Genomic DNA, 23,556 nt, shown 5'->3' with positions numbered 1-23,556 from the left:
TTGTTCCTTTCTCGAACGGTTGCGACACGTTCACGATATATCGGAAACAGTCGGATGGCAACCTCGTCCCGGTGATGCCGCTCACGGAACTTGAGCCCTCAAGTTTCGCGCCATAGGGTAGGCAAGCCTAAAGACCTGTTAGCAGAGGTAACGACCAGTGCGGACCCGCTCGCTCCCGCTCACGGCCGGGCTGGTGGTCCTCACCGCGGCCGTGGCCGCCGCCGTGCTGCTCAGCATCGCCGTCGGCACCCGCGGCCTGAGCCCGGCCACCGTGCTGGACGCGCTCCTCCACTTCGATGCGGCCAACCCCGACCACCTCGTCGTCCGCGAACTCCGGCTCCCGCGCACGCTCGCCGGGGCGCTCGCCGGCGTCGCGCTGGGCCTGTCCGGCGCCGTCATCCAAGGCGCGACGCGCAACCCGCTGGCCGATCCTGGCCTGCTCGGCGTCAACGCGGGTGCCGCCCTCTTCGTCGTCCTGGGCATCGGCACGTTCGGCATCACCAGCGTCGGCGGGTACGTCTGGTTCGGCTTCGCGGGCGCCGCGGCGGCCGGCGCGGTCGTCTACGGCGTCAGCTCGCTCGGCCGGGCCGGGGCGACGCCGGTGAAGCTCGCCCTCGCCGGCGCCGCGGTGACCGCGGCCCTGGCCTCGGTGACCAGCGCGCTCCTGCTGACCGATCAGACGACGTTCGACCAGTACCGCTTCTGGCAGGTCGGCTCGCTGACCGGCCGGGACGCGGCGACGATCACCCAGGCCGTGCCGTTCGTGGTCGCCGGCGTGGTCCTCGCGCTGGTCTCCGCCCGGCTCCTCAACGCGCTAGCACTGGGCGAGGACGTCGCCCGCTCGCTCGGCCAGAACGTCCCGGTCGCCCGGCTCGTGTGCGCGCTGGCCGTCGTCGTCCTGTGCGGGTCGGCGACGGCGATCGCCGGGCCGATCGCGTTCGTCGGGCTGACCGTGCCCCACGCCGCGCGGCTGATCACCGGTCCCGACCACCGCTGGCTGCTGCCGTACTCGGCGCTCTTGGCACCGCTGCTCCTGCTCGTCTCCGACGTCGTCGGCCGCGTGGTCGCGCGCCCGGCCGAGGTCCAGGTCGGGATCGTCACGGCGCTCGTCGGCGCGCCCGTGTTCGTCTTCCTGGTGCGCCGCCGGAAGGTCGTGGCGGTGTGACCGCCGTCGAGGTGGTGGCCGCCGCCCGGCGCCGGGGCGCGGTCCGGGCTCGCGCGGTGACGCTGGCGCTGCTGGTGGCGATCGTCGCCGTCTTCGCGGTTTCCCTGGCGGTGGGCGACTTCCCGGTGCCGCTCGGCGACCTGCCCGGCGCGCTCTTGGGAACGGGCCGCGCCGCCTACGTCGTGACGGAACTCCGGCTGCCCAGAGCGATCACGGGCCTCCTCGTCGGTCTCGCCTTCGGGACGTCCGGCGCGCTGTTCCAGCGCCTGCTGCGCAATCCGCTGGCCAGCCCGGACGTCATCGGCGTGACGCAGGGCGCGAGCGCGGCGGCGGTCGTCGCGATCGTGCTGTTCGGCGCCGGTGGCGCGGTCGTCTCGGCCTGGGCACTGGCCGGCGCGCTGCTGACCGGCGCCGCGATCTACCTCCTCGCCCGCCGCGGCGGCGTGCACGGCTACCGGCTGGTGCTCGTCGGCGTCGGCGTAGGGGCGGTGCTGACCAGCGTCGTCTCGTATCTGATGACCTGGGCCGACGTCACGCTCGCCCAGCAGGCCCTGGTCTGGCTGACGGGCAACCTCAACGGCCGGAGCTGGGACCACGCCGGGCCGCTGGCCGCCGCGCTCGTCGTCCTGCTGCCCGCCGCGCTGCTGCTGGGCCGCGCGCTCACCGGGCTGCAGCTCGGCGACGACACCGCCGCCGGGCTCGGGCTGAACGTCGAACGCACCCGCGTGGCGCTGCTCCTGGTCGCCGTCGCGCTCGCCGCGTTCGCGACGGCGGCCGCCGGACCGGTCGCGTTCGTCGCGTTCGTGGCCAACCCGATCGCCACCCGGCTCGTCGGCGGCGCCCGCGCGGGACTCGGACCCGCCGCGCTCACCGGCGCGCTCGTGGTCCTGCTGGGCGACTTCGCGGCCCAGCACCTGCTCGGCGCCCAGCTGCCCGTCGGCGTCGTGACCGGCGCGGTGGGCGCGCCCTACCTGCTGTGGCTGCTCGCGAGCGCCAACCGCGCCGGGCGGATGTGAGGGGAACGCCGTGACACTGCACACCGAGCACCTCGACCTCGGCTACGGGCCGCTGCGCGTGGTCAAGGACCTGTCCGTGCGGATCCCGCCCGGCCGGGTCACCATGATCGTCGGGACCAACGCCTGCGGGAAGTCGACGCTGCTGCGCGGCCTCGCGCGGCTGCTCGCCCCGACCGCCGGCGCGGTCTACCTCGACGGCACGGGCATCACGACGTTGCGCAGCAAGGACGTCGCCACCCGGCTGGGCCTGCTGCCGCAGTCGCCGACCGCGCCCGAGGGCATCACCGTCGCCGACCTCGTCGGCCGCGGCCGCTACCCGCACCAGGGGATGTTCCGCCGCTGGAGCGCCGAAGACGACGACGCCGTCGCGAAGGCGATGGTCGCGACCGACACCGTCGAGCTGGCCGAGCGGCCGGTCGACGAGCTGTCCGGCGGGCAGCGCCAGCGCGTCTGGATCGCGATGGCCCTGGCGCAGCGGACGCCGTTGCTGCTGCTCGACGAGCCCACGACGTTCCTCGACATCGCCCACCAGGTCGAGGTCCTCGACCTGCTCGCCGAGCTGAACGCCGAGGACGGCCGGACGATCGTCATCGTCCTGCACGACCTCAACCTGGCCGCCCGCTACGGCGACCACCTGATCGCGATGAAGGACGGCCGGATCGCCGCCGAAGGCGCCCCCGCCGACATCCTCACCGCCGAGCTCGTCGCCGACGTCTTCGGCATGCCCTGCCGGGTCATCGAAGACCCCGTGTCCGCCACGCCCCTGATCGTCCCGATCGGCAGGCGGCGGGCCACTCCCCGAGAAGAAGGAACTTCTGATGCGTCCTAAGTGGACATCCGTGGTCGCCGTCCTGGCGTCGGTCACGCTCCTCGCCGCCTGCGGCCAGCCTGCGAAGCCAAGCAGCTCGGGCGTCGGCGACCAGGACGTCGCCACCGGTGGCCGGCTGTTCTCGACCGCGGACAGCGAGACGGCCAAGCTCGGCGCGGACGTCGGCCCCGGCGTGTTCCCGCGCACCGTCACGCACGCGCTCGGCAAGACGAAGCTGGAAAAGAAGCCCACGCGGGTCGTGGTCCTGGACAGCGGCGAGCTCGACGACGTCCTCGCGCTCGGCGTCACGCCCGTCGGCATGGCGACGACGGCCGGGCAGAGCGGCGTGCCGTCCTACCTCGCCGACCGCGTCCAGGGCATCACGACGGTCGGGGACATCAACAACCTGAACCTCGAGCAGATCGCGGCGCTGACGCCGGACCTGATCGTCGGCAGCAAGCTGCGCGCCAACGACCTCTACCCGCAGCTGTCGAAGATCGCGCCGACGGTGTTCAGCATCCGGCCCGGGTTCCCGTGGAAGGAGAACCTGCTGCTGATCGGGGCTTCGCTCGGCGACGAGACGAAGGCCGTCGGGCTGCTGAACGACTACCAGAAGCGCGCGAACGAGGTGAAGGCGTCGGTCAAGGGCACGCCGAAGATCTCCTTGCTGCGGTTCCTCTCCGGCAACATCCGGCTCTACGGCAACCTGTCCTTCATCGGCGTGATCCTGAAGGACGTCGGTCTGGAACGGCCCGCGAACCAGAACATCGACGAGCTGGCCGCGCAGATCTCGAAGGAGCGCATCGACGAGGCCGACGCCGACTGGATCTTCTACTCCAGCTACGGCGCCGGCCCGAGCGCGGACGAGAAGGCCGTCACGGGCAGCGGGCTGTGGGCCGGGCTCGGCGCGGTCAAGGCGCGGCACGCGATCCCGGTCGACGACTCGGTGTGGTTCCTCGGTCTGGGCCCGATCGGGGCGATGAAGGTCCTCGACGACCTGAAGAAGTACTTGGGCTGAGAAGATCGGCCGCGTGCCGGAAACCATCGACGAGATCGACGCGCGCCTGCTCGAAGCGCTGGGGGAGGACCCCCGGGCCACGGCGGTCGCGCTGGCCGAGCGGCTGGGCCTGTCCCGCAACACGGTGCAGGCCCGGCTCGCGCGGCTCGAGCAGCGCGGCGTCCTCCGGTCGTTCGAACGCCGCATCGACCCCGCGCGGCTGGGCTACCCGCTGCGGGCCTTCGTCAACGCGATGGTCGACCAGCGGCGCCTCGCCGAGATTGCCGACGCCCTGTCGACGATCCCCGAGGTCACCGAGGTGTGCGGGCTGACCGGGGCGAGCGACCTGATGGTGCAGGTGGTGGCCGTCGACGCCGACGACCTCTACCGCATCGCCGGGCGCATCCTCGCCTCGCCGGGCGTCGAGCGGACGAACATCTCGCTCGTCATGCGCGAGCTCGTCCCGTACCGCCTGGCGCCCCTGCTGGAGCGCGTGCATTCTGCCCACCCGGAGACCTGAGCCGTCGCCTCGATGTGGGCATTCTGCGCACTTGCGGCGGCATCGGTTGTGCGATGCGTCCACCAGTGCTGTCCTGGTGTGCGCTTCCTGCACGAAAGGTGTCGATGATGACCCACGCCCCCGCGACCGCCCCGGCGCTCACCGCGATCGAGCAGCGGGTCCTGTGGCTCGCCACCGCGATCGTGCACCAGGCCAACCGGGTGCGGCCCAACCCGTCGGGGCTGAAGGTCGGCGGGCACCAGGCGTCGTGCGCGTCGCTGGTGTCGATCATGACGTCGCTGTGGTTCCGGCACCTGCGGCCCGAGGACCGCGTCTCGGTGAAGCCGCACGCGTCGCCGGTGCTCCACGCGATCAACTACCTGCTCGGCGAGCTCGACGAGGCCCACCTGCCGACGCTGCGCGAGTTCGGCGGCCTGCAGAGCTACCCGAGCCGCGCGAAGGACCCCGACCCGGTCGACTACTCGACCGGCTCGGTCGGCATCGGCGCGACCGCCCCGATCTGGGGCGCGCTGGCCCGCCGCTACCTGACGACCCGGGGGTCCGACGCGGGCACCGGCCGCCAGTACTCGCTGGTCGGCGACGCCGAGCTGGACGAGGGCGCCATCTGGGAGGCCATCCTCGACCCGGCCGTCGCGGAACTCGGCGAGATCGTCTGGATCGTCGACCTCAACCGCCAGTCGCTCGACCGCGTCGTCCCGAACATCGCGGCGGGGCGGCTGCAGGGCATGTTCGACGCGGCCGGCTGGCAGGTGCTGACGCTGAAGTACGGACGGCTGCTGGAGGAGCTGTTCACCCGGCCCGGCGGCGCCGAGCTGCGTGCCCGCATCGACGGGATGCCGAACCCCGAGTACCAGCGGCTGCTGCGCTGCGACGCCGCCCAGGTGCGCGACCGGCTGCCCGCGGGGAACGCCGCTTTGGCCTCGCTCGTGGCGTCGCTGGACGACGAGACGCTGCTGGCCGCCGTCCGCAACCTGGGCGGTCACGACCTCGGCTCGCTCGACGAGGCCTTCGCGTCCATTTCGGACGACCGGCCGACGGTGATCTTCTGCTACACCGTCAAGGGCCGCGGGCTGCCCACGCAGGGACACCCGCAGAACCACTCTTCGCTGCTGACCGTCGCGCAGATGGAAGAGCTGGCCGCTTCGCTGGGTACGGACCTCGCTTCGCCGTGGGAGGGCTTCGCCTCGGAGTCGCCTGAAGCCGCGTTGTGCGCTGAAGTCGCTTCGCGCCTTCGCCGTCCGGACGTTCCTTCGGCGCCTTCGCTGGAACTGCCCGTCGACATCGGGCGGACGCCGTCCGGGACCGCGACGACGCAGGCGGCGCTGGGCCGCGTCCTGCTCGACCTGACGCGCGAAGCGCCCGAAGCGGCGAAGCGCGTCGTGACGGTCAGCCCCGACGTCAGTTCGACGACCAACCTCGGCGGCTGGGTCAACAAGGTCGGCGTCTGGTCGGCCACCGAGCGCCGCGACTGGTTCGAGGACGACCCCGAGACGATCATGCACTGGCGGGAGAAGCCGACCGGCCAGCACGTCGAGCTGGGCATCGCCGAGACGAACCTGGTCGGCCTGCTGGGCGAGCTGGGCGCGACCTGGAGCCGCTGGGGCGAGCCGCTGCTGCCCATCGGCGTCATGTACGACCCGTTCGTCGAGCGCGCGCTCGAGCCGTGGTCGTTCGGCATCTACGCGGGCGGGCAGTCGATCCTGATCGGCACGCCGTCCGGCGTCACGCTCGCCCCGGAAGGCGGCGCGCACCAGTCGATCACCACGCCGTCGATCGGCATCGAGCAGCCCGGCTGCGTCAGCTACGAACCGGCGTTCGCGATCGACACCGAGTGGACGCTGCTGGCGGCGCTCGGCCGGCTCGGCAGGCCGGGCGGCACGTCGTCTTACTTCCGGCTCTCGACGCGTCCGGTCGACCAGACGCTCGCCGCGGTGCCCACCGACCCGGCCGCGCGCGAACGCCGTCGCCGTCAGGTGGTGGCGGGCGCGTACCTGCTGCGGCGTGCTTCCTCTCCGTCGGTGACCTTGGCGGCGATGGGCGCGCTGGTGCCGGACACCCTGGCGGCGGCCGAGCGGCTGGCCCAGGTGGGCGTCGAGGCGGACGTCGTGTGCGTGACGAGCCCGGGCCTGCTGTTCGAGGCCGTCCAGGCGCGGTCGGGGCGCGGCGACGGCTCGTCGTGGATCCTGGACCAGGTGTTCCCCGCCTCGCGGGCCAAGCCGCTGGTCACGGTGCTCGACGGGCACCCGCACACGCTGGCGTTCCTGGCGGGGATCAACCGGGTGCCGTCGGTCGCGCTGGGCGTCACGCAGTTCGGGCAGTCCGGGTCGCTGGAGGACGTCTACCGCTACCACGGCATCGACGCGGACGCGATCATCCGGGCCGCGCTCGACGCCGTCAGCTGAAGGTCGCGCCGGCGAGCAGGGCGTCCATCTTCTCGTTCCAGCCTTCGAAGGCGCCGTACTGGACGACGAGGATCTTGCTCGTCGGCAGCCACCACATCCGGACCTGGTTGTTCTGCGTCTCGTCCTTGCAGGTGACCTCCCAGCGGCCGTACTCGGCCGTCTTCGGGCCGATCGGCTTGAAGCCGGACTCGACGAGGTTGCTGCCGGTCGCCTCCGCGGCCTGCCCGGGCGGCGACGCGGCCGTGATGCACGTCGGCACGTCGGTGCCGGTGTACCAGCCGAAGGGCCGCTTCGCGCTCGGGAGGTTGATGGGCGCGTCGGGGTCCGCGGTCGCTTCGTGCAGGTCGAGCAGCCGGGCTTCGCAGACGACGGTGCCTTCGGCGACGCAGCCGTCGAGCAGGCCGTCTTCGCTCGCCTGGGTGTACTTCGCGCCCGGCGGCAGCGTGACGTGCATGGTCCCGACGACGACCTGCGGCCCGGCGGCCTTCGTCACGGTCGGCACGGGCTGCGCCTGCCCGCCGGTCGAGGTGCTGCAGGCGGCGGCGCTCAGGACCACCGCGAGGACCAGGACGTTGTGCCGGAAGGACACGGGCTCACCTCTTTCGTCCGCTGTTGGACTCCCGGACGGCCTTCCCGGTTTCGCCGGTGACCTGGCGTACATCCGGCCAGGGCGGTTCGGGCGGTGCTGGTGGGCGCGTGGGACACTGGTCAGGTTATGACTGCCCTCCCGCTCGTCTTCGACGCCCCCAAGCGCGGCCTGCCGCCGCGCCACCTCGCCGACCTTTCCGTGGCCGAGCGCGCTTCCGCCGTGGCGGAGCTGGGCGAGAAGCCGTTCCGGGCGAAGCAGCTGTCGAACCACTACTTCTCGCGCCTGACGGTCGACCCGGCGGAGATGACGGACATCCCGGCGGCGTCCCGTTCCAAGTTGGTCGAGTCGCTGATGCCGACGTTGCTGACCGAGGTCCGCGCGCTGGAGGCCGACAGGGGCGCGACGCGCAAGACGCTGTGGCGGGCCCACGACGGCACGCTCCTGGAGAGCGTCCTGATGCGCTACCCGGACCGCGCGACGCTGTGCATCTCGAGCCAAGCGGGCTGCGGCATGGCGTGCCCGTTCTGCGCGACCGGCCAGGGCGGCCTCGACCGCAACCTGTCGACGGCGGAGATCGTCGACCAGGTCCGCTCGGCGGCGGCGGTCATGCGCGACGGCACGATGCCGGGTGGCCCCGGCCGGCTGTCGAACATCGTCTTCATGGGGATGGGCGAGCCCCTCGCGAACTACAAGCGCGTGGTGGCCGCGGTCCGGCGGATCACCGATCCCGCTCCCGGTGGGCTGGGGATCGGCCAGCGGTCGGTCACGGTGTCCACTGTGGGTCTCGCGCCGGCGATCCGGAAGCTCGCCGACGAGAAGATGCAGGTGCGGCTGGCCGTTTCGCTGCACACGCCGGACGACGAGCTGCGGGACACGCTGGTGCCGGTGAACAACCGGTGGTCGGTGGACGAAGTTCTTTCCGCGGCGCGGTACTACGCGGACACGTCCGGTCGGCGGGTGTCCATCGAGTACGCGCTGATCCGGGACATCAACGACCAGCCGTGGCGGGCGGAGCTGCTGGCCAAGCGGCTGCGGCAGCACCTGGGCCAGCTGGTGCACGTGAACGTGATCCCGCTGAACCCGACGCCGGGGTCCAAGTGGGACGCCTCGCCGAAGCCGGTGGAGCGGGAGTTCGTGCGGCTGGTCAACGCGGGCGGAGTAGCGTGCACCGTGCGGGACACCCGCGGCCAGGAGATCGCCGCGGCGTGTGGCCAGCTGGCCGCCGAAGGCTGATTTCTGTTTCAGTGATGGAGAAATTGTCGTGATGTATGCCCCCAGCCTGCTCGACCCGGCTGCGGAATCGTTGAAGCTCGCGGACTTCACCGGCGCGACGGACGTCGCCCGCGAGGCGCGCACGTTGCTGGGCGAGCGCTTCAGCTCGGTGACGTTCATGTACGTGCTGATGCGTGCGTACGAGGTGGAGTACTCGGCAGCGTGCGATGCGGCCCGCTGGCACGAATTCCACGGCGGACCCCGGGCGCTGTCGGACGCCGACCTGGAGAAGCTGCTCGCTCCCTGGCTCGTCCGCTGACAAGGCCCCCGGGGAATCCCCGGGGGCCTCGAAGCGAGCGTCAGTTCGCGATCGTCCAGTCGCCGATGGCGGACCACGTCGTCCAGCCGGCCGCGCTGTAGTTGTGGATCAGCTTGCCGTCCGTGCCCCGGGCGAACGCTTCGACGTTGCCGTCGTGGTCCTGGTACACCGCGCTGGGTGAGCCGCCGAGCTGCCACCCGCCCGCCGCGGACCAGTCGTGCCAGGCGCCGTCCGTGTTGTACGTGTGGATCAGCCGGTTGTCGGCCGCGCCGCGGGCGAACACCTCCGTCGTCCTCGTGCCCGGCTCGTAGATCGCGCTCGGGGTGCCCGTGAACGTCCAGTCGCCGATCGCCGACCAGGAGTTCCACCCCGAGGCGCTGTAGTTGTGGACGAGCTTGCCGTCCGTGCCCCGGGCGAACACCTCGGTGTTGCCGTCGTGGTCCTGGTACACCGCGACGGGGTCGCCGCTGATCTGCCAGCCGCCGGCCGCCGACCAGTCGTGCCAGGTGCCGTCGGACGTCTTGTAGATGTGCACGAGCTTGCCGTCGGTGCCGCGGGCGAACACGTCCACGGACCGGGTGCCGGCCTGGTAGACCACCGAGGGCGTGCCGGTGATCTGCCAGCCGCCGAGCGTGGTCCACGAATGCCAGACGCCGTCCGCGGTCTTGTAGATGTGCACGAGTTTCCCGTCGGTGCCGCGGGCGAAGACGGCGGTGGCGCCGGTGTCGGGCTCGTAGACGGCCGCCGGGTCACCGGCGAGCTGCCAGTCCGCCAGGGCCGACCAGTTGCCCCACGCGGAGCTGTCGGTGTGGATGAGCTTGCCGTCGGTGCCGCGGGCGAAGACCTCGGTCGTCCCGGTGTTCGCCTGGTACACCGCGGCGGGCCGGCCGGTGAACTGCCAGCCGCCGATGGCCGACCAGTCGTGCCAGGTGCCGCCGGTGTTGTAGGTGTGGACGAGCCGGTTGTCCGAGGCGCCGCGCGCGAAGACTTCGGTCGTTCCCGTGTTCGGCTCGTACACCGCGGCCACCGAGCCCGCGCCGCCGCTGCCGGCGGTGTCGAACCGGTACAGGTCGTAGGTCTGCATCAGCCCGATGACCTTGCCCGAGTAGTCCGGGTCGGTCGCGTAGTGCACGGCGACGTGCTGGATGAACGCGTTCGCGTCGTGCCGGTAGGGCAACGCGTCCGCGTAGACGGAGAACGTCGTCAGCAGCCGGCCGTAGTCGCGGAACGAGTCCGTCATCGACGCGTACACCCGGAAGTACGCGGTGGCCGGGTGGCACCCCGGATCGCACTCGGTGGTCGAGTACTGGTGGCAGCCGATCGCGATCCCGCCCGGCGAGTCCGGTGAGACGCACTTGAAGCCGAAGTAGTTCTTGTCGTTGGCCGACAGGTCGCTGCCGCCCCAGCTGGATTCGAGGATCGCCTGGCCGACCGTCACCGACGCCGGGATGTCGAATTCGGCGTGCACCTGCTGGGCGGCCGGGCCGGCGACCGCGATGAAGTCGTCCGCGGTGCTCTGCGCCCGGAAGTCGTTCAGCGCGGCCTGCTCGCTGGCGCGCTGCCGGGCGGGGTCCACCAGCCGTGCGTCGTCGGTGGTGGTCGTCGGCGGTGCGGCGATGGCGGGTGCCGTGGAGATCGAGGTGATCAGCGCCAGTGCGCTGAAGGCGGTAGCGGTCCGCAGTGTCCAGCGCTTCACGCCGCACCCCCGGTCTCGTCGGCGAGCTGCCAGTCACCGATCGCCGACCAAGCGGACCAGCCGCCGCCGGCGTTGTAGACGTGGACCAGCCGGGCATCGGCGCCGCGGGCGAAGACCTCGGTGACGCCGTCGCCGGGCCGGTGGACCGGGAGCGGCTGGCCGCCCAGCGCCCAGTCGCCGATCGCGGACCAGCCGGACCAGCCGTTGCCGGCGTTGTAGACGTGGATCAGCTTGCCGTCGGTACCGCGGGCGAAGACTTCGGTGACGCCGGAGGCCGGCTGCTCGACCACGGCCGGGCTGCCGTCGAACGTCCAGCCGTCGATCGCGGACCAGGCGGACCAGCCGTCGCCGGGGTTGTAGACGTGGACGAGCTTGCCGTCCGTGCCGCGGGCGAAGACCTCGGTGACCCCGGATCCGGTGTGGGCGACCGCGGGCACGCCGGTGAGCGCCCAGTCGCCGATCGCCGACCACCCCGACCAGCCGCCGCCGGCGTTGTAGACGTGGATCAGCCGGGCGTCGGTGCCGCGGGCGAAGACCTCGGTGACGCCGGTGTCGGCCCGGTGCACCGCCACCGGATCGCTCGCCATGGTCCAGCCGTCGATCGCGGACCAGGCGGACCAGCCGTCGCCGGAGTTGTAGACGTGGATGAGCTTGCCGTCCGTGCCACGGGCGAAGACCTCGGTCGTGCCGGTGCCCGGCTCGTGGACGACGCTGGGGTTGCCCCGCAGCTTCCAGCCGCCGATCACCGACCACGCCGCCCAGCCGGCGCCGCTGTTGTAGGTGTGGATGAGGCTGCCGTCACCGCCGCGGGCGAAGACCTCCGTGGTGGCCGTGTCGGGGCGGAAGATCGCCACCGGGTCGCCCGCGAGGGTCCAGTCGCCGATCGCCGACCAGTCCGACCAGCCGGTGCCGCCGTTGTAGGTGTGGATCAGCTTGCCGTCGGCGCCCCGTCCGAAGACCTCGGTGACGCCGGTGTCCGGCCGGTACACCACCCGCGACGTCTGTGCGGAGTCCGAGTCCGCGTCTTCGTCGGCGACCGGGCTGACGAACCCGGAGATCGTCTGGCCGGCGACGCTCTGCCCGACGCGGCCGCCGCCGGTGGCCAGCTGGACCGACGACGTGTCCGGCGTGGGACCGAAGTTGCCGTTGATCGTCCGGATGGTCCCGTCCGCGTTCACGCTGTCGACGAGGGCGACGTGGTCGGCGTAGCCGTTGCCGTTGTAGTTGAAGACGGCGGCGTCCCCGACTCGGGGGACGTAGCCGGGATCGGCGTGCAGCGTCCCGTTCCGCTGCCCGTACAGGTAGAAGCTGCCCGCGGCGGCGGTGAGCTCGTGGACGTCGACGCCGTGGTGCCCCCACACCCACTTCGCGAAGTCGGCACACCACATTTCGTGCTTGGCGCAGCTGGTCTCGTACCCGGTGCCGCCGAGGCTGTTGGTGCCGCAGATGGTGACGCCGAGGTTGGCTCTGGCCAGGTCGCGGATGTCGGATCTGGTGTCCGCGTGCGCGGCCGCCGGGCCGAGCAGCGTCAGGACCGGACCGGCCAGCGCCGCCGCGGCGGCGGCGCCGAGTAGTCGTCGTGCGTTCAAGGTGACCTCCAAGGTGAGACCCGTGAGGACGCCTCGCCGGCCTTCCTCGCTTCCCAGGACGGCCGTAGCTTGTCGGGGGCGGGTGAAAGAAACCTCAAAGGCGGTTTTTAGATGGGCACGCTCCGGGAGCTGACGCGGGCGGAACGCGAAGTGCTCGAGTTCCTGCTGTCGGCGGATTTCGCCGGTGCGGAGGAGCTTCGCGCGCAGGTGCCGCAGTGCCGGGTGGTCGCGGTGTGGGCGGCCGGGCAGCCGAGCGTCGACCTCGCCGTGCCGGAAACCGTTGCCACGGCCCGGATCGCGGACGGCGAAATCCCGGCGGCCTCGGAAGTCCGTGACGCTGCCGGGCAGTACGTCGGCGAGGTCCTCGTCTGGGTCGAGGGTGGCCGTCTCTCGGCCATCGAGTACGCGTGGGTCACCGATGACGCACCCGATCGGCTGCCCGATGTTTCGAAGATGAAGCTTGTCTGACTTCGGGCACGCGGATCGGGCGCCCGGCGGCGGTTCAGCAGCGTTTCGACGTCGAAGCCGAGACCTTGGCCGGCGGCTTTGGGACCGCACATCGCGGACGAACCGCGGTGCCTGGCGGAAACCCGCCAGGCACCCGGCCCTCAGGGGTTGTCCAACGTCAACGCCGTGCAGCGGATCCCGCCGCCGCCCTTGCGCAGCTCCGTCGTGTCCAGCTCCGTCACCGTCAGGCCCATCGACCTCAGGTCGGCGGCGAGCCGCGGGGCACCCGAGGTCATCGTCACCGTGCGGCCGTCGCTGATCAGGTTCAGCGCGAACGCCGCCGCGTCGGCCGGGGTCACCTCGATCAGCTCCAAGCCCAGTCCGCGCAGCGTGCGCAGGCTCGGGGCGTCCAGCGCCTCCGGGTTGTACGCCAGGACACCGGAACTGATCACCGCGACCGCCAGATCCAGGTCGTACCACCGGGAACTCGTGGTGCGCAGCGGGACGACGTCGTAGTCCAGGTGCCGCGCCAGCGTGCGCAGCGCGCGGGTGTCCGTGCGCTGCCCGTGCGCGGCCAGCAGCAACGAGCCGCACGCCAGCGCGTCGCCCTGGCCGCTGAACGCGTACCTCGTCGAGGTCACCTCGAACCCGTGGGATTCGAGCCAGGCCCGGTGGTGCGGGGTTTCCGCGGCCCGCTCGGGCGGGAGCGTGGCCAGCACCGCGCGGTTCCCCTGGACGACCGCCGCGTTGGCGGTGTAGGTCATGTCCGGGCAGGCCGGGTCCGCGTCGACGAATTCGACCTTGCGGCCGGCGGCCAGGTGCGCCTCCACGATGTTCTCGTGCTCGGTGAGGGCGGCGTCCACGTCGGGCTGGATCCCGACGTGCATGTACGGGTTGATCTCGTAGTCGACGCGGAAGTACCGCGCGGAACACATCAGGAGCCGTTGGTGGGTCATGGGTTCACTCGATTCGTCGAGGCGGGCGGGCGGTCGGGCTGGGGAGTGGCCCAGCCCGGGCGGCGCACGGCCGGCGAAGCGAGCGAGCCGGGTCAGCCCAGGCCGCGCAGGCGGAACAGCTCGATCGTCATCAGGTAGCCCGGCTGCGAGCGGGCCGCGTCGAGGCGCTGCGCCACCGTCGTGGCCGACGGCGTCGGCCGCATCGCCGCGCTCACCGCGCGGACCAGTTTGGCGATCATCCTTTTTTCCTTTCTCGGGGGGAAACTCAGCGTGCCGGGCAGCGGGGCCCCCGGTCTGGCCGGATCCGGACACGTTCACCGCGTCGCGTTCAGGAAGCCGATGACGACCGCGCCCCACCAGCACAGCTGCGACACCGCCGTGGTGAGGCCGCCGCGGACCAGCAGGCGCGCCGGGACCGGGCCGTCGACCAGCGCCATCCGCCCGCCCAGCACCGTCGCGTGCACGCCGTTGACGGCCAGCACGCCGACGAGGCAGAGCTTGACGACCGTGGCCGCGGAACCGAGGTCGGGCGACAGCAGCGCGCCGCTTGCGACCAGCCCCGTCACCCCGCCCCAGACCAGCAGGTGCAGGCGCGACGCGCTGCGGACGGCCTCGGCGAACGGCACGCGCCCGAGCGCCCACAGCGCGAAGAACCAGTCGGCCACCAGGACCGCGCCGAAGCCGACCACGAGCGACGCGAGGTGGGCGAACAACGCGATGTCGTGCCACGCGGTGTTCGGCTTCACCCGCGTCGACAGCCAGATCGCCGCGGCGAGCAGCATGATCGAAGCAGACATGGCGTAGTACGCCGCGTAGCGTCGATGAACACCGGGCCCCGGCGGACGCGGGGCGGGCGGGATCCGTACCGGGATGCCGTTGTCGAGCATGACCTGTCCTTCCGGGGAAATCCGTGGGAGAACGGGTTCCGCCGGAACGACCGGTGCGTCCGACCTGCCTGCGTCGGCGGGAAACCCGTGCTCTGCCGATTACAGGCCATCGCGGACTTGGCTGGGAGCGTTGTCCGCAAAGGACAATCAATCCCGGGACATCGGGGAGAAGACAGGGACGGCGGCGCCGTTGCCGGGCCGTCCCGGGGCTAGGCGGACACGGGCCCGGCGAGGGCGGAGAAGTCGTGTCCGCCGCGTTCGACGGTGCCGAGCACGAAGTCCCGCACCAGCGGCGCCACCCCGCAGCCGTCCAGGTACGGGTCCGCGTGCGTGAGCAGGCCGGCGTCGGCGATCTCCTCGGCCAGCTCGTCCTGCGACGGCGGCCACGGATCCGAGGCACCGGGCGAAGACCGCGCCAGCTGTTCCAGCAGGTCCCGCGCGGCCGGGCTGAGCGTGCGGTACGCCGACTCCAGCGAGTCCCGCAGGGAAAGGTCCCCCACGCAGAGCCAGTCCACCGTCGTTCCGTTCAGGCGCTGTTCTTCGACGACCCGCCGCAGCGTCAACCGCGGCCGCGACGCGATCTTGCGCAACGCCAGGTCGAGCGCGAGCGGCAGGTCGCCGCACAGCTCGGCCAGGCGGTCGCAATCCGGTCCGGCGGAGACGGCGACGTGCGGCAGCACCGCGGTGATCATCGCGATCGAGTCGCCGCGCGGCAACGGCGTCAGCTGCAGCCGCTGGACGTCCCGCAGGCCCAGCAGCCGTTTGCGGCTCACCAGCAGCGTCGTGCTCGTGGTCGTCTCGGCCAGCAGCGGCCGCACCTGCTGCTCGTCCTGGACGTTGTCCAGCACGACGACGAGCCGGCGTTCGGCCAGCAGCGTCCGGTACAGCCCGGCGCGGTGGTCGAGCGTGCCGGCCAGCTGGTCGTCCTCGACACCGAGCGCGCGCAGGAACCCGTCGAGGACGTCGGCGGTCGCCGGTGCGGGGGGAGCGCCGCCGCCGTGGCGCAGGCCGCCGAAGTCGGCGTAGAGCTGCCCGTCGTTCTCTTCGGCCGCGATCGCGTGCGCGTGGTGCAGGGCCAGGTCGCTCTTGCCGACGCCGGCGGGCCCGCTGAGCACCATCGGCGTGTCGCGCGGGGACCGCAGCCAGGCCAGCTCGGCCGCCCGCCCGACGAACCCCCGCGGTCTCGGTGGTAGCTGCGCCGGGTGCGGCGGGGTGCCGCGGCGCTGGAACAGGGTCGGTCTTCTCTTGCGGCCCCCGAACGGGGCCTGCGTATAGCCGCTCGTCGCGGCGTGCCAGTGCCGGCGCCACGCCTCGTCGTCGCCGCCGCACGCGGCCACGAACGCGAGGGTCACCTGCAGGGACGGCATCCGGTTGCCGCTCGCCGCGCTGGAGAGCACCGACGACGAGAACATCGCCGACCGCGCCATTTCCCGGTATGTCGGGTTCCCCGCCCGCGCGCGCAGTTCACGCAATTCCCGGGCGAACTGGGTGGCGATGCCACCGGACGTGTTGACGGGTTTTTCTGGTCTGCCCATGTGAATCCCTTCCCCTTCGCTCACTCAGCGTCGCTCTTCCAGGCGAACGTCTCTTCCGCTCTTTGGCGGCCTTGCTAGCCCGTTCGGGTATTTCCATGACAGTTAGTCGATCGTTTTATGGTGCTTTTTTACGTCGATCCGGTGAATTGCGGCAACACTCGACGGCCGCCCGCGCGCAGCGGACGGCCGTCGGGGGCGGGGCTCAGGCGGTGGCGGGCCGCCGCGCCGTCATGCCGAGCAGCGCGCACAGCGCTGCGACCAGGCCCAGTGCGCCGCACAGCCACCAGACGCCGTTGCCCAGCGCGACCCACGCGGCGACGCCGAACAGCGGGCCGAGCGCCATGCCGAGGCCGAAAGTCGCCTGGTGGGCGCTGATGTAGCGGGCTTTGACGGCGGCCGGGAACGTCGAGGGGTAGGCGAACATCGTCGGCCCGTTGACCATGATCCCGAAGACGAACACGACCGTGCAGACGACGAGCGCGACCGCCGAACCGCCGCTGAGCCCGAACCCGGCGACACCGAGGCCCATCAGGACCGTGCCCGCGGTGGCGGCGACGTGGCCCGGCCAGCGCGTGACGTACGAGGTGATCTTCAGTTCGCACAGGATGAGCACGGCCGACGCGGTCACGAGCACGACGCTGTAGAGACCCGCGGAGTGGCCCTCGGCGGTGATCTTCAGCGGCAGCGAAACGGTGTACTGGACGTAGATGACCGACCCGATCAGCACCGAGGCCAGGAAGAACCAGAACCGCCCGTCCCGCAACAGGATCCCGTACGCCGTGCGCGTCCCGCCGTCCTTCGGGGACGCCGGTTCGCGGTCGACGCGGTGATCGGGCAGCAGCCGCAGCGCCACGACCGCGTAGAGCAGCGCGGTGGCCGCGTCGAACCACAGCAGGAGGTTCCAGTCGAGCAGGATGAGCCCGGCCGCGACGAGCGGGCTGAGCGCCGCGCCGAGGTTGAGCGCGATCCGCATCATCGAGAAGCCCATCACGCGGTCGTCGCCGGGCATCAGTTCGCTGAGCAGGACGGCGGCCGCGGGCCGGTAGCTCTGCGTCGCGAGGCCCGCGAGCAGCAGCGCGGCCAGCAGCGGGACGTAGAGGCCGGGGCGGCCGAACACCGGGATGAGGCAGAGGACCGCGGCCGAACCCGCCATCGCGGCGGCGATCGTGGCGCGCGGGCCGACGCGGTGGACCAGCTCGCCGCCGGCGAGCCCGCCGAGGACCGAACCGACGCTGTAGGCGGCGATGGCGACACCGGCCTGTCCCGCGGAGAAGCCGCGGAAGACCAGGTACAGCACCATGAACGTCTGGACGAACGCGCCGAGCTGGTTGACGAGCACGCCACCGAGCAGGTAGCGGACGGGGGTGGGCGTCCGGCGCAGGACGGCCAGCACGCCGGCGGGTTTTTCGGTGGTGGTCACGGCCGAGCCTCCAGGTGGCTTGCGAAGGGGGTACCGCACCCGCGATCCGGGGTGCCGGCTTCCTCATTGCAGCGACCCGGCCGGTTGACCGGCAGAGTTGTTCCCTCCGGAAAATCAATTCCGGGGTAATGTGGACAACGCGGATTACCGGAGCGTGACGCCGGTGTCGCGGAATTCGCATTACCCGCGCCCGGCCGGACGCAGCGATTGCTGCATCCGGCCGGTGAACGCGGAATTCAGAGCCCGACGATCAGTTCGTGGTCGATTTCCACGAACTCGGTGATCAGGTCGGCGAACTTGCCGGCGATCAGTTCCTTGTAGACGGCCGAGCCGGTGTGCGCGTCGTAGGCGGCCTGGTCGGCGAAGTGCTCGACGAACAGCAGGAAGTCCGGCTTGGCGGGGTCGCGGTACACGCGGAAGGACAGGGTGCCGTCCTCCTGCCCGGGCCCGAGCGGCGCGAACTCGTGGACGAGCGCCTCGGCCTCGGCCTGCTTGCCCGGCTTGAGGGGGATGGGGAACACCTTCGCCAGCATGGGAAACCCTTCGGTAGTGCGGTGCTTGCTTCGCCGATCACTGTGCCGAGCGCGGCCGCGCGCGTCCGGCCACATCCGGACACGTCTTCTCCGTGGGTGCGCACCTGCCCCGCCCATGTCCGGATCTGGCTAGCGCCGGCCGGGCCCGATCCCCTAAACCAGGGACATGACGACTTTTTCCGCCGTGGTCACCACCGGCATCTACTGCCGGCCCGGGTGCGGGGCGAAGCCGCTGGCGGAGAACGTGAAGACGTTCGAGCTGGCCGCCGAGGCGGAGGCCGCCGGGTTCCGGGCGTGCCTGCGCTGCCGTCCCTACCGCGTCGCCGGCCCGGTCGGCGCGGACGCACCCGAGCTCGTCTGCCGCGCGGTGCAGCTCATCATCGCCGGCGCGCTGGACACCGGCACCGAAGCCGCGCTCGGCCGGCGGCTGGCCGTGTCGCCGCGGCACCTGCGCCGGCTGTTCCACGACCACCTCGGCGTGACGCCGGACCAGCTCGCCCGCTCCCGGCGCGCGCACTTCGCGCGCCGCCTGCTCGACGACTCCGACCTGACGGTCGCGGACGTGGCGTTCGCCTCCGGCTTCGGCAGCCTGCGCCAGTTCAACCGGGACATGAAGCTGGTCTTCCGCGCGTCGCCGGTCGAGCTGCGCAGCCGGCGCCGCAAGGCCGACCGGATCGCCGCGGACGGCGGGCTGCGGATGCGGCTGCCGTTCGTGGCGCCGCTGCACTGGGACGCGCTCGCGGCGTTCCTCGCCGAGCGCGCGGTCCCCGGTGTCGAGTCCGTGCTCGACGGCGTCTACCGGCGCACGATCAGCCTCGACGGCGAAGCGGGCGTGATCGAGGTCGAGCGCGGCGGCGACGACCACCTGCTGCTCACCGCGCACATGCCGTTCTGGGAAGGCCTCATCCACGTCGTCGACCGCGTCGGGCGGATGTTCGGGGTGGACGCCGACACCGCACCCGCCGAAGCCGCCCTCGCCGGCGACCCGGTCCTGGGCCCGCTGCTGCGCGAACGGCCCGGCCTGCGCGTGCCGGGTGCCTGGGGCTTCTTCGAGATCGGCGTGGAAGCCGTGCTCAGCCAGTACAGCGTCCGGACGCGGGTGCGGCGGCAGCTGGCCGCGCTGGTCGAAGCGGCGGGCCAGCCGGTGCCCGGCCTCGAGCACGGCCTGACGCACCTGTTCCCGTCGGCCGAAACCCTCGTCCACGCGGACCTGGAGGCGGTCCGGCTGCCCGCGGCGACCGAGCGGACGCTGCGCGCGTTCGCCTCCGCCGCGGCCGCGGACGAAACCCTGCTCGACCCCGGCGCGAGCCTGGCCGACTGCACCGCCGCGCTGACGGCGTTGCCCGGCATCGAGCAGAGCACCGCCCAGGAGATCGCGCTGCGGCTGGGCCACGCCGACGCCTTCCCGGCCGCCGAGCGCACGGTCGAAACGAAGCTGCTCGAGTACGACGTCTTCGCCGTCGCCGGCCGCCTGGCCGCCGCCTGGCACCCGTGGCGCGCATTCGCCGCCACCCACCTGATCGCCGCCGGCACACCGACGCCGGCCGCTTGACCACCCAAAAGGAGCACGGATGTCTGCCAAGCACCTCGCCGAACGGCTGCGCGCCCTGCACACCGACCGCACGCTGGTGCTGCCGAACGCCTGGGACGCCGCGAGCGCGGCCCTCATCGCGCGGGCCGGGGCCCCGGCGATCGCCACCACCAGCGGCGGCGTCGCCTGGTCCGCGGGACGGCCCGACGGCCACGGCCTCACCCGCGAGGAGATGGCCGAGCTGGTCGCGCGGATCGTGCGCGTCGTCGACGTGCCGGTGACCGCCGACATCGAGGGCGGCTACGGCCCGTCCGCCGACGACGTCGCCGCGACCGTCCGCGCGGTCGTCGAGGCCGGCGCGGTCGGGATCAACCTGGAGGACTCGACGGCCCCGGGCGGTCCGCTGTTCGACGTCCCGGCCCAGGTCGGCCGGGTCCGCGCGGCGCGCGACGCGGCGACCGCGGCGGACCTGCCCGAGCTGTGGATCAACATCCGCACCGACGTCTACCTCTTCGGCATCGGCGAACCCGAGGGCCGGCTGGACGACGTCCTGACCCGCGCGGGTGCCTACGCCGCGGCCGGCGCCGACAGCCTGTTCGTGCCGGGGCTCGTCGACCTGGAGACGCTCACCGTGCTCGTCAAGGAAAGCCCGCTGCCGGTGAACGTGATGGTGTGGCCGGGCGCCCCGGCCGTCGCGGAGCTGGAAGCGGTCGGCGTCCGCCGGATCAGCGTCGGCACCGCGATCGCCCAGTCCGCCTACGCCGTCGCCCGGCGCGCGGCGGCCGAACTGCTGGAACACGGGACGTACACCGCGCTGGAGGGCGGCCTGGACTTCGGGGCCGTCAACAGCGCCGTGACCGGCTGACCTTCTCCGGGACACCGGCCGCGGATCCGTCGCGGCCGGTGTCCACTTCGTTTTTGCGCCCCGTTGATTTTCCTTGGTGGACAACCGTTTCCATCAATTAAACCGCTGGCTTCAATCACTTCCACTACCGAGAAGAAGACCTCGAGGGAAGTGATGTGATGACCGTAGTCGAGCCCCTGCCCGTCCGGGCGCCCGAGACCGCCTCGGAGATCCTGGCCCGGGCGCAGGCCCTCGCCCCGGTGCTGCGGGACCGCGCCGAAGAGATCGAGCGGGCCCGGCGGCTGCCCGCGGACGTCGTGGACCTGCTGCGCGGCACCGGCGTGTTCCGGATGGGGTTCTCCCGCGCCCACGGCGGTCCCGAGCTGACCTCGATCGAGCAGACCGAGGTGATCGAGGCCCTGGCCTACGGCGACGCCGGCACCGCGTGGTGCGCGATGATCGGGTCGGACACCGGGCTCTACGCCTCGTTCCTGGACCACGCCGTCGCCGAAGAGATGTTCCCCAGCCTGGACATGGCGACCGCGGGACTGCTCTTCCCCAACGGCCGCGCGGAAATCGTCCCCGGCGGCTACCGCCTGACCGGCCGCTGGCAGTTCGGCAGCGGCGTCACGCACGCCGACTGGGTCGTCTCCGGAGCTTTCCTGTACCGCGACGGGGAACCCGAGCACGACTCGATCCTGCTCATGGTGCCGAAGGCCGACGTCGAGGTGCTCGACACCTGGCACACCACCGGCCTGGCGGGCAGCGGCAGCTGCGACTACACGATCACCGACGTGTTCGTGCCCGCCGAGCACACGCTCGTCTTCGCCGACGTCCGCGGGGGTTCGGGCCCGCTGGCCCAGCCCGAGGTCCACATGCGCAACATGCCGGGCGTCGCGCTCGGCGTCACCCGCGCGGCGCTCGACCACGTCACGGACACCGCCGTCGCCAACGGCCGCGAGGACGACTACCGCACGCAGACCACGATCGCCGAGTGCGAAGGCGACTTCGCCGCGGCTCGCGAGGGCGTCTACGGCGCTTTGCGGCGCCAGCACGAAGTCCTCGTCGCGGGCGGCACCCTCGACGACCTGACCCCGCGCGAGCGGGCCGCGCTCCCGCTGTCGCGGCGGCACGCGTTCCGTACGGCCAGGGCGATCGTCACCCGCCTCTACGACCTCGTGCAGACGTCCGCGATCTACCGGCCTTCGCCGCTGGACCGCTGGCTGCGCGACACCACCACGATGTGCCAGCACATCGTGGCGCAGGACCGGATCCTGCAGACCGCCGGTGCCCACCTCCTGGGCGGCCGGCCCGCGTTCCCGCTGGCCCTCGGCATCACCTCCGGCCGGCGCTGAATCACCCCTACCGAAAGAAGAAACCCCATGAGAAAGCTCCGGGCCGCCGTGTGCGCGGCCGCCGTGCTGGCCGTGACGCTCAGCGCGTGCAGCACCCCGAGCGGCCCCACCGCCGCTCCTTCGCCCGACGGCGCCGCCGCGCCCGCCGCGGCGAACGTCGACCGCGACGCGGTCATCAGCTACAGCGAAACCGAACCGTCGAACCCGCTCGTGCCGGGCAACACCACCGAGGTCGGCGGGATCAGCGTGCTGGGCACGCTCTTCCGCGGCCTGATCGAGTACGACGCCAAGACGGCCGCCCCGCACAACGCCGTCGCGGACTCGGTCACCACCACCGACTCCAAGGTGTGGACGGTCAAGCTCAAGGACGGCTGGACGTTCCACGACGGCACGCCCGTCACGGCCACGAGCTTCGTGGACGCGTGGAACTACACCGCGTATTCCCCGAACCTGATGGCGGGCGCCAGCTACTTCTCGCACGTCGTCGGCTTCGCGCAGGTCAACAACGCGACCGCGGACGGCAAGCAGCCGGCGACCCTGCCGGCCGCGAAGGAGCTGTCGGGCCTGAAGGTCGTCGACGACAAGACGTTCACCGTCACCCTCGACGCGCCTTTCTCGGAGTTCGGCGTCCAGCTCGGGTACGCGGCGTTCTTCCCGCTGCCCGCGAGCTTCTTCGCCGACCGCAAAGCGTTCGAAGCGCACCCCGTCGGCAACGGCCCCTTCAAGTTCGAGTCGTACACGCCGGGCAAGGACCTCGTCGTCAAGCGGTTCGACGGTTTCGCCGGCACTCAGAAGCCGAACATCGGCGGCATCGACTTCCGCTTCTACACCGACCTGGACCAGGCGTACGCGGACGTCATCGCGAACAAGCTCGACTTCCTCTCGTTCACGCCGTGGACGTCGACCCAGGGCGGCAAGATCAAGAAGGACCTGCCCGACGACCGGCGCAAGACCTACACCTACCTCGGCTACCAGGCCATCGCGTTCCCGCTGTTCGACAAGCGCTACGACAGCCCGCAGTTCCGCCAGGCGATCTCCATGGCCATCGACCGGAAGACGCTGATCCAGAAGGTGTTCAACGGCGGCCGCACCCCGGCCGACGGCCTGGTCGCCCCGAACGTCCAGGGCCACCTGGACAACCAGTGCGGCGAGCTGTGCACCTACTCCCCGCAGAAGGCCAAGCAGCTGTTCGACGCCTCGGGTTTCCAGGGTGACATCGAGCTCACGTCCAACATCGACTCGGGCAACCAGGAGTGGATGGAGGTCATCTGCCGCCAGATCCAGGACTCGCTGGGCCGCACCTGCAAGTTCACCCCCCAGACGACCCTCGGTGACTTCCGCAAGCAGCTGAACAACCGGACCGTCACCGGCATCTACCGCTCGGCGTGGGTCGCGGACTACCCGTCGATCGAGAACTTCCTCAACCCGCTGTTCCGCACGGGCGCGGCCTCGAACGTCGGCCAGTACTCGAACCCGAAGGTCGACGCGCTGCTCCAGCAGGCCGACGCCGCGCCTTCGCAGCAGCAGGGCCAGGCGCTCTACCAGCAGGCCGAAAAGCTCGTCCTGCAGGACATGCCGACCATCCCGATCTGGTGGCAGTCCGGCACCGCCGCCTGGGCGTCGCGGCTGCACAACGTCCAGCCGACCCAGTTCCGCGAGCTCGACCTCTTCAGCGTCACCGTCAGCAAGTAGCTCCCCGCGGCGCGCCGCGACCCGGCGCGCCGCGGGTCGATCA

22 protein-coding genes are annotated in these 23,556 nt (G+C 71.8%); 13 read left to right on the top strand and 9 right to left on the bottom strand.

The features are described 5' to 3' along the window. The first annotated feature begins 157 nt into the window (after positions 1-157). The 6 genes from ACIQWX_RS41070 to ACIQWX_RS41045 all read left to right on the top strand — a co-directional run bounded on the left by ACIQWX_RS41070 (position 158) and on the right by ACIQWX_RS41045 (position 6,908). Positions 158-1,165 carry a FecCD family ABC transporter permease gene (locus tag ACIQWX_RS41070; protein ID WP_400883337.1) on the top strand — a complete coding sequence of 336 codons (1,008 nt, stop codon included), beginning with the start codon at positions 158-160 and terminating at the stop codon, positions 1,163-1,165. Next, complete coding sequence (locus tag ACIQWX_RS41065; protein WP_400883335.1) at positions 1,162-2,181, top strand: FecCD family ABC transporter permease; 1,020 nt, start codon at positions 1,162-1,164, stop codon at positions 2,179-2,181. Before ACIQWX_RS41070 ends, ACIQWX_RS41065 begins: the two co-directional genes overlap by 4 nt. 10 nt (positions 2,182-2,191) lie before the next feature. Further along, entirely contained in the window at positions 2,192-3,010 is an 819-nt protein-coding gene (locus ACIQWX_RS41060) for an ABC transporter ATP-binding protein (RefSeq protein WP_400883332.1), read from the top strand. Then, positions 3,000-4,007, top strand: coding sequence for an ABC transporter substrate-binding protein (locus ACIQWX_RS41055; protein ID WP_400883329.1), 1,008 nt, complete (start codon positions 3,000-3,002; stop codon positions 4,005-4,007). The genes ACIQWX_RS41060 and ACIQWX_RS41055 overlap by 11 nt, the downstream gene beginning before the upstream one ends. 13 nt (positions 4,008-4,020) lie before the next feature. Continuing rightward, positions 4,021-4,506 (top strand): Lrp/AsnC family transcriptional regulator, encoded by a 486-nt coding sequence (locus tag ACIQWX_RS41050; protein WP_400883327.1) that lies wholly within the window; start codon positions 4,021-4,023, stop codon positions 4,504-4,506. A 107-nt stretch (positions 4,507-4,613) separates the two neighbouring features. Next, the gene (locus tag ACIQWX_RS41045) at positions 4,614-6,908 is read left to right on the top strand and encodes a transketolase-like TK C-terminal-containing protein (RefSeq protein WP_400883324.1); all 2,295 of its coding nucleotides are present in this window, start codon (positions 4,614-4,616) and stop codon (positions 6,906-6,908) included. Here ACIQWX_RS41045 and ACIQWX_RS41040 read toward each other — a convergent pair. Beyond that, positions 6,901-7,497, bottom strand: coding sequence for a hypothetical protein (locus ACIQWX_RS41040; RefSeq protein WP_400883321.1), 597 nt, complete (start codon positions 7,495-7,497; stop codon positions 6,901-6,903). The two genes, ACIQWX_RS41045 and ACIQWX_RS41040, sit on opposite strands and share 8 nt — an antisense overlap. 126 nt (positions 7,498-7,623) lie before the next feature. Here ACIQWX_RS41040 and rlmN point away from each other — a divergent pair, with 126 nt between their 5' ends. Together rlmN and ACIQWX_RS41030 are read left to right on the top strand one after the other, a co-directional pair. Further along, positions 7,624-8,730 (top strand): 23S rRNA (adenine(2503)-C(2))-methyltransferase RlmN, encoded by a 1,107-nt coding sequence (rlmN, locus tag ACIQWX_RS41035; RefSeq protein WP_400883318.1) that lies wholly within the window; start codon positions 7,624-7,626, stop codon positions 8,728-8,730. Positions 8,731-8,761: 31 nt separating this feature from the next. Continuing rightward, on the top strand, positions 8,762-9,028 hold the full coding sequence (locus tag ACIQWX_RS41030; protein ID WP_400883316.1) for a hypothetical protein: 267 nt from the start codon (positions 8,762-8,764) through the stop codon (positions 9,026-9,028). A 40-nt stretch (positions 9,029-9,068) separates the two neighbouring features. On the opposite strand, the gene ACIQWX_RS41025 is transcribed toward ACIQWX_RS41030, so the two are convergent. Beyond that, entirely contained in the window at positions 9,069-10,724 is a 1,656-nt protein-coding gene (locus tag ACIQWX_RS41025) for a glucosaminidase domain-containing protein (protein ID WP_400883313.1), read from the bottom strand. Continuing rightward, on the bottom strand, positions 10,721-12,313 hold the full coding sequence (locus ACIQWX_RS41020; protein ID WP_400883310.1) for a CHAP domain-containing protein: 1,593 nt from the start codon (positions 12,311-12,313) through the stop codon (positions 10,721-10,723). Before ACIQWX_RS41020 ends, ACIQWX_RS41025 begins: the two co-directional genes overlap by 4 nt. Before the next feature lie 111 nt (positions 12,314-12,424). Between ACIQWX_RS41020 and ACIQWX_RS41015 the strand changes: the two genes are divergently transcribed. Further along, on the top strand, positions 12,425-12,781 hold the full coding sequence (locus ACIQWX_RS41015) for a hypothetical protein (protein WP_400883307.1): 357 nt from the start codon (positions 12,425-12,427) through the stop codon (positions 12,779-12,781). 140 nt (positions 12,782-12,921) lie between these two features. Here the strand turns inward: ACIQWX_RS41015 and ACIQWX_RS41010 are convergent, their stop codons facing one another. The 6 genes from ACIQWX_RS41010 to ACIQWX_RS40985 form a co-directional block, all read right to left on the bottom strand. Further along, entirely contained in the window at positions 12,922-13,716 is a 795-nt protein-coding gene (locus tag ACIQWX_RS41010) for a dimethylarginine dimethylaminohydrolase family protein (RefSeq protein WP_400883305.1), read from the bottom strand. A gap of 92 nt (positions 13,717-13,808) precedes the next feature. Further along, positions 13,809-13,955: a hypothetical protein gene (locus tag ACIQWX_RS41005; RefSeq protein ID WP_400883303.1), complete on the bottom strand. Its 147-nt coding sequence runs from the start codon at positions 13,953-13,955 to the stop codon at positions 13,809-13,811. Positions 13,956-14,030: 75 nt separating this feature from the next. Further along, positions 14,031-14,603 (bottom strand): hypothetical protein, encoded by a 573-nt coding sequence (locus tag ACIQWX_RS41000; RefSeq protein ID WP_400883300.1) that lies wholly within the window; start codon positions 14,601-14,603, stop codon positions 14,031-14,033. 209 nt (positions 14,604-14,812) lie between these two features. Continuing rightward, the gene (locus tag ACIQWX_RS40995; RefSeq protein ID WP_400883297.1) at positions 14,813-16,138 is read right to left on the bottom strand and encodes a helix-turn-helix domain-containing protein; all 1,326 of its coding nucleotides are present in this window, start codon (positions 16,136-16,138) and stop codon (positions 14,813-14,815) included. A 202-nt stretch (positions 16,139-16,340) separates the two neighbouring features. Further along, positions 16,341-17,558 carry an MFS transporter gene (locus ACIQWX_RS40990; RefSeq protein WP_400883294.1) on the bottom strand — a complete coding sequence of 406 codons (1,218 nt, stop codon included), beginning with the start codon at positions 17,556-17,558 and terminating at the stop codon, positions 16,341-16,343. A gap of 236 nt (positions 17,559-17,794) precedes the next feature. Continuing rightward, positions 17,795-18,091 carry a putative quinol monooxygenase gene (locus ACIQWX_RS40985; protein WP_372670671.1) on the bottom strand — a complete coding sequence of 99 codons (297 nt, stop codon included), beginning with the start codon at positions 18,089-18,091 and terminating at the stop codon, positions 17,795-17,797. Positions 18,092-18,257: 166 nt separating this feature from the next. Between ACIQWX_RS40985 and ACIQWX_RS40980 the strand changes: the two genes are divergently transcribed. From ACIQWX_RS40980 to ACIQWX_RS40965, 4 genes are all read left to right on the top strand, one after another. Next, positions 18,258-19,643, top strand: coding sequence for an AlkA N-terminal domain-containing protein (locus ACIQWX_RS40980; RefSeq protein WP_400883290.1), 1,386 nt, complete (start codon positions 18,258-18,260; stop codon positions 19,641-19,643). 19 nt (positions 19,644-19,662) lie between these two features. Further along, complete coding sequence (locus ACIQWX_RS40975) at positions 19,663-20,487, top strand: isocitrate lyase/phosphoenolpyruvate mutase family protein (protein WP_400883287.1); 825 nt, start codon at positions 19,663-19,665, stop codon at positions 20,485-20,487. Positions 20,488-20,645: 158 nt separating this feature from the next. Next, complete coding sequence (locus ACIQWX_RS40970; protein ID WP_400883284.1) at positions 20,646-21,821, top strand: acyl-CoA dehydrogenase family protein; 1,176 nt, start codon at positions 20,646-20,648, stop codon at positions 21,819-21,821. A 27-nt stretch (positions 21,822-21,848) separates the two neighbouring features. Next, positions 21,849-23,513: an ABC transporter substrate-binding protein gene (locus ACIQWX_RS40965; RefSeq protein ID WP_400883281.1), complete on the top strand. Its 1,665-nt coding sequence runs from the start codon at positions 21,849-21,851 to the stop codon at positions 23,511-23,513. Positions 23,514-23,556: the final 43 nt, after the last annotated feature.

It is taken from the genome of Amycolatopsis sp. NPDC098790 (genome assembly GCF_044759945.1).
GTDB lineage: Bacteria > Actinomycetota > Actinomycetes > Mycobacteriales > Pseudonocardiaceae > Amycolatopsis.
Note: the sequence above shows the minus strand (reverse complement) of the source record. Positions and strands in the feature narration are given on the sequence as shown.